Annotated in this window: 4 protein-coding genes and 1 pseudogene; 4 read left to right on the top strand and 1 reads right to left on the bottom strand. The window is 44.8% G+C overall.

The window, feature by feature from the left end; all coding sequences use genetic code 11:
* Nucleotides 1-133: 133 nt before the first annotated feature.
* The 4 genes and pseudogenes from IM479_RS13285 to IM479_RS13270 all read left to right on the top strand — a co-directional run.
* A pseudogene (locus IM479_RS13285) lies at nt 134-394 on the top strand (hypothetical protein); the annotation flags it as partial.
* Between the two features lie 308 nt (nt 395-702).
* Entirely contained in the window at nt 703-1296 is a 594-nt protein-coding gene (locus tag IM479_RS13280) for an alpha/beta hydrolase (RefSeq protein WP_323801800.1), read from the top strand.
* Nucleotides 1293-2633 carry a 16S rRNA (cytosine(967)-C(5))-methyltransferase gene (locus IM479_RS13275; RefSeq protein WP_287687042.1) on the top strand — a complete coding sequence of 447 codons (1341 nt, stop codon included), beginning with the start codon at nt 1293-1295 and terminating at the stop codon, nt 2631-2633. The genes IM479_RS13280 and IM479_RS13275 overlap by 4 nt, the downstream gene beginning before the upstream one ends.
* A 1-nt stretch (nt 2634) precedes the next feature.
* Nucleotides 2635-3045 carry a tellurite resistance TerB family protein gene (locus IM479_RS13270; RefSeq protein ID WP_287687041.1) on the top strand — a complete coding sequence of 137 codons (411 nt, stop codon included), beginning with the start codon at nt 2635-2637 and terminating at the stop codon, nt 3043-3045.
* Nucleotides 3046-3113: 68 nt separating this feature from the next.
* On the opposite strand, the gene IM479_RS13265 is transcribed toward IM479_RS13270, so the two are convergent.
* Nucleotides 3114-4748, bottom strand: a complete 1635-nt coding sequence (locus tag IM479_RS13265) for an alpha-D-glucose phosphate-specific phosphoglucomutase (RefSeq protein ID WP_287687039.1) — start codon at nt 4746-4748, stop codon at nt 3114-3116.
* Between the last annotated feature and the right edge of the window lie 183 nt (nt 4749-4931).

Here is a 4931-nt window from a genome sequence, read left to right as displayed (position 1 = left end):
GTCAGTCTGTAGAGCGACCATAAGACCAGAACAGAGTAAATCTGTTAAGGCAGGTGCGGAACCCCGCAAGGGAAAGAAGCAGAAACCTAAATCGTGAGGTTTGGGAATCACCGTCCGTTTTACGGCGGTGAGGATGTCAATCACCCATTACCTATTTTTGGTAGATTCTCAGACAACTGCTGCCACCGACCTTTCTAGTGAAATACGGAAACTTCTGGGAGAAGATAGGTGGCCTTTTGTGGTGACTGCGATAATTATTGGAGTAGCAGTTGAAACTAGAATTAGCTATTTCTCAGCTTTTAGGATTCGTCATTTATTTCCCGATTTTAAAAAGGATTTTTTAAAGACTTTTTTTCATTTATTAATTGTCAAAATTGTTACATCAATACTCTTATAAGTAGTCGGACATAAATAAACAACACTATGTTAAAGAATGTAAAATAGGCGGTTTTCGCTGCTGCATACAGCCTTCTACCCTATTTACAAAACTTTATACAGCAGCGAAAACTTATGTCCGACTACTTACTACCGAATCACCATCCGCTATTTAACCGGAACGGTCGAACAGTGTTGATTACTGGTTACTAATCAGTGATCACTGAAAAGACTCCCCAACACCCATCTCACTGGCGGGAAAATCGCTATAGAATAGAGAAAAAAAAGAATTGCGAGGAAAAAACTCTGTCTTTTAACCCGATTGTCATTCCCCCTTCCCCGGAAAATCCCGCTCGCTATCTAGTGATCATGCTGCACGGTTGGGGTGCAGATGCCATGGATCTGGCCCCCCTTGCATCGATGCTGGATCTAGCTGATTGTCAATTTTTGTTTCCTAATGCTCCTTTTGATCATCCCCAAGTGCCGGGGGGACGCGCCTGGTATGCTTTAGAAACCTCCGATTATCAAGGTTTAGTCGCTAGTCGTCAACAGTTGCACGATTGGATTATTTCCCTAGAAGCAACTACCGGTATTCCCCTAGAGCGGACTTTTTTGACCGGTTTTTCCCAAGGGGGAGCGATGACGCTGGATGTGGGTTTATCTTTACCCTTGGCGGGATTGGGTTCCTTGAGTGGTTATCTGCACGGTGAACCCCATCCCCAAGGACCACAAAATGTCTTAATTGTTCATGGTAAGCAGGATACCGTCGTTCCTGTCGCCATAGCTCGTCAAGCCAGGGATTTACTGCTTGGTTTGGGGGTTAACGTTGAATATCATGAGTTAAATATGGGTCACGAAATCCCGATTCCGGCGCTGACTATTTTACGCCAATTCCTCCGCAATCGTCTAGAAACTGCATGAATAATGCTCGTCAGCTGGCTTTGCTGATTTTACGGGATATCGATCGCTCCTCCGCTTATCCCGATCGCGCTCTTGATCGCCATTTGTCCGCTAGTTCCTTAAATTGTCTTGACAAAGCCTTGACAACGGAGATTGTTTATGGTATAATCCGCCGACAAAGAACTCTGGATGGGCTGCTCGATCGCCTGGGGAAAAAAACCGCGGCCCAGCAACCCCCGGATTTACGGCGAATTCTCCATATTGGTCTTTATCAACTGCGTTATCTATCCCAGATTCCCCCATCAGCGGCGGTGAATACGGCGGTAGAATTAACTAAAATCAGTCATTTAGGCAAATTAGCGGCGGTGGTTAACGGAATGCTGCGGCAATATCTCCGTTTAACTGCTAATGGCGACGATCCTTTACTTTTACCGGAAAATACCGCTTCTAGATTGGGTATTCTCCACAGTTTCCCCGATTGGTTGGTGCAATTGTGGTTAGATCGCTTTAGTGTTGCGGAAACGGAACAACTTTGTCAATGGTTTAATCGCTCTCCTGACCTTGATATTCGGATTAATCCCCTGAAAACTAGCCTAGAAGCCCTAGAAAATGAGTTAGAATCAGCCAATATAACTTTTAATCATCTTAAGTTACCTCTAGCTTGCCGTTTAACCTCTGGTTTAGGCAATATTGAGCGTTTAGAGGGATTTCGAGCCGGAAATTACACCCTACAGGATATTAGCGCCCAATTAGTCACTTATCTACTCGATCCCCAGCCCGGAGAGACAATTATCGACGCTTGTGCGGCACCAGGGGGAAAAACCACTCATATCGCCGAATTAATGGGCGATCGGGGTAGAATATTAGCCTGTGATCAAACGGCATCCCGTTTACGACAGTTAGAAGCCAATATTAAAAGATTAGACTTAAAAGCGATCGAAGTACATCTGGGGGATAGTCGCGATCGTCCCCAGTGGTGCGGCATCGCCGATCGTGTACTAATCGATGCTCCCTGTTCAGGATTGGGAACCCTGCACAAGCGTCCTGATATACGTTGGCGACAAACACCCGAAAATTTACCTGTACTAGCTAAACGACAGGGGGAACTTTTAGCCTCGGCTGCCACTTGGGTAAAACCGAAGGGAATCTTAGTTTATGCCACCTGTACTTTAAATCCGTTAGAAAATGAAGGAGTGATCGAGCAGTTTTTAGCCGCTCATCCCGATTGGAAAATGGCCACTCCCGACTCTAATTCATCTTTCTCAGAATACTATACAGAAACGGGAGCGATCGAAGTGTTACCCCATCGACATAATCAAGACGGTTTTTTTATGGCTAAGTTAGTCAAGGAAGTGTGAAATGAAAAATAAACAATTACTGAAAATTCTCATCGGTGTTGCTTGGATTGATGGTGTGATTCAACCATCAGAAAGAAATTATTTACGACAGGTAGCTGTCAGGGAAAAACTTGATGATGATCCAGAGATTAAACCACTATTATCGGAACTGAAACCAGTTAAAACCAGTGAATGTTATCGATGGTTAGAGTCCTATTTAGGCGATAATCCTAGTCCAGAAATCTATCAAGATCTACTAGCATCGATTAGCACTTTAATCTATAGCGATGACGACGTGGACGTACAGGAAGCGAAATTATTAACTAAAGTTCAGAGTTTTGATCCGACTCATGATAGCCATCGATCGATGTTAGATAAATTAGTGACGGGAATTCAGAAATTGTACCAGAAAGCAATTACTGAAAGTAATTAAGGAGAGGCTATCAGTGGTCAGCAGGTCAAAAAATTCCCCGATAAAAACTGATAGCTGATCCCTAGATTTTAGGTAATAACCGTGGGTTGTTCCCGTCCAGTAGATTGACGAATTTGACCGATTTCTTCGGCTAAATCAATTAAGGGTTGTAGGGCCTTTTGGGTGTCGATATCGTGTTTACTCGCGTCCGGTTCATAACTTTCTAGATAAACCCGGAGAGTTGCTCCTTTAGTTCCCGTCCCCGATAGACGGAAAATAATCCGAGAACCATCAGTAAAACCAATGCGAATACCTTGATTTTTACTCACACTACCATCCACGGGATCCGTATAGCTAAAATCATCGGCATATTCCACTTCATAGTTACCAAATTGTTTACCCTTAAGGTCTAAAACCAGCTTCTGGAGACGTGCCATCATCTCTTTTGCCGGTTCCAAGTCGACTTCTTCATAATCATGACGAGAATAGAAATTACGACCGAACTCTTGCCAATGACTGCGAACAATTTCCTCTACAGATTCCCCTTTAACTGCCAAAATATTTAACCAGAAAAGAACCGCCCATAAACCATCTTTTTCGCGAATATGATTGGAACCCGTGCCGAAACTTTCCTCCCCGCAAAGGGTTGCTTTCCCCGCATCCAGCAAATTACCGAAGAATTTCCAACCGGTGGGAGTTTCATAACAGTCAATTCCCAGTTTAGCCGCTACTCGATCGGCCGCCGCACTGGTGGGCATCGATCGCGCCACTCCCGTGATACCATTTTGATAGCCCGGTACTAGATGAGCGTTGGCAGTTAGTACAGCTAAACTATCACTGGGGGTGACAAAAAAATTCTGACCGAGGATCATATTGCGATCGCCATCTCCATCGGAAGCAGCCCCAAAATCCGGAGCCTCTTGACCAAAGAGAATTTCTACCAGATCATGGGCATAGACTAGGTTAGGATCGGGATGACCACCACCAAAATCCTCTAAGGGAATACCATTTAATACTGTACCCTTGGGCGCGCCTAAACGCTGTTCAAATAGAGCATAAGCGTAGGGACCCGTCACCGCATGGAGAGAATCCATGCACATTTTAAACTTACCAGAAGTGAGTAAGGCTTGAATGCGATCGAAATCAAAAATCTTTTCCATCATTTTGACGTAGGGAGTGACCCCATCGATCACTTCCACATCCATAGTGCCCAGTTTAAAGGAACTGGGGCGATCGAGGTTAATATCGGCCCCTGAGAGGATTTTATAACTGCTAATCACCTTAGTCTCGGCATAAATTGCATCGGTGATATTTTCCGGGGCCGGTCCGCCGTTAGTAACATTGTACTTAATGCCAAAATCCCCCTCTGGACCGCCGGGGTTATGACTAGCGGAGAGAACAATACCGCCAAAAGCGTTATTTTCGCGAATTAACCCAGAAATAGCAGGAGTAGAGACAATACCATCGGTTCCCACGAGGATTCTACCGATACCGTTAGCAGCGGCGATTTTCAGGATAGTTTGAATAGCTTGACGGTTATAATAACGACCATCTCCACCGACAACTAGGGTTTGACCCTCGATACCGTCTAAAGTATTGAAGATAGCTTGAATAAAATTTTCCAGATAATGGGGTTGTTGAAAAACGGGAACGGATTTTCGCAATCCAGAAGTCCCCGGTTTCTGGTCACTAAAGGGTTTTGTGGCAACGGTTTCAATCGTCATAGTCTTTTCTTGATAGGCCGACGCAATTCTCAACTTAAGTATTTGACACTCTCGCCGTCAAGCTACGCTGTGACGGGAGATTCTTGCTTCTACTCCTCTTAACTAGACACAATCCGAAGACTATGCCCCCGTCAGACCGAATCCACAAGCGTTTTAGTTTAACGTCTACCGACTGCCCGGCGG

The sequence above is a fragment of the Microcystis sp. M165S2 genome (assembly GCF_020245885.1).
GTDB lineage: Bacteria > Cyanobacteriota > Cyanobacteriia > Cyanobacteriales > Microcystaceae > Microcystis.
This window is presented reverse-complemented; position numbering and strand designations above follow the sequence as displayed.

Bases quoted from the DNA above. Each gene is read 5' to 3' on its own strand.
- IM479_RS13275 (WP_287687042.1), top strand. From the start codon at position 1,293: ATGAATAATGCTCGTCAGCTGGCTTTGCTGATTTTACGGGATATCGAT.
- IM479_RS13270 (WP_287687041.1), top strand. From the start codon at position 2,635: ATGAAAAATAAACAATTACTGAAAATTCTCATCGGTGTTGCTTGGATT.
- IM479_RS13265 (WP_287687039.1), bottom strand. From the start codon at position 4,748: ATGACGATTGAAACCGTTGCCACAAAACCCTTTAGTGACCAGAAACCG.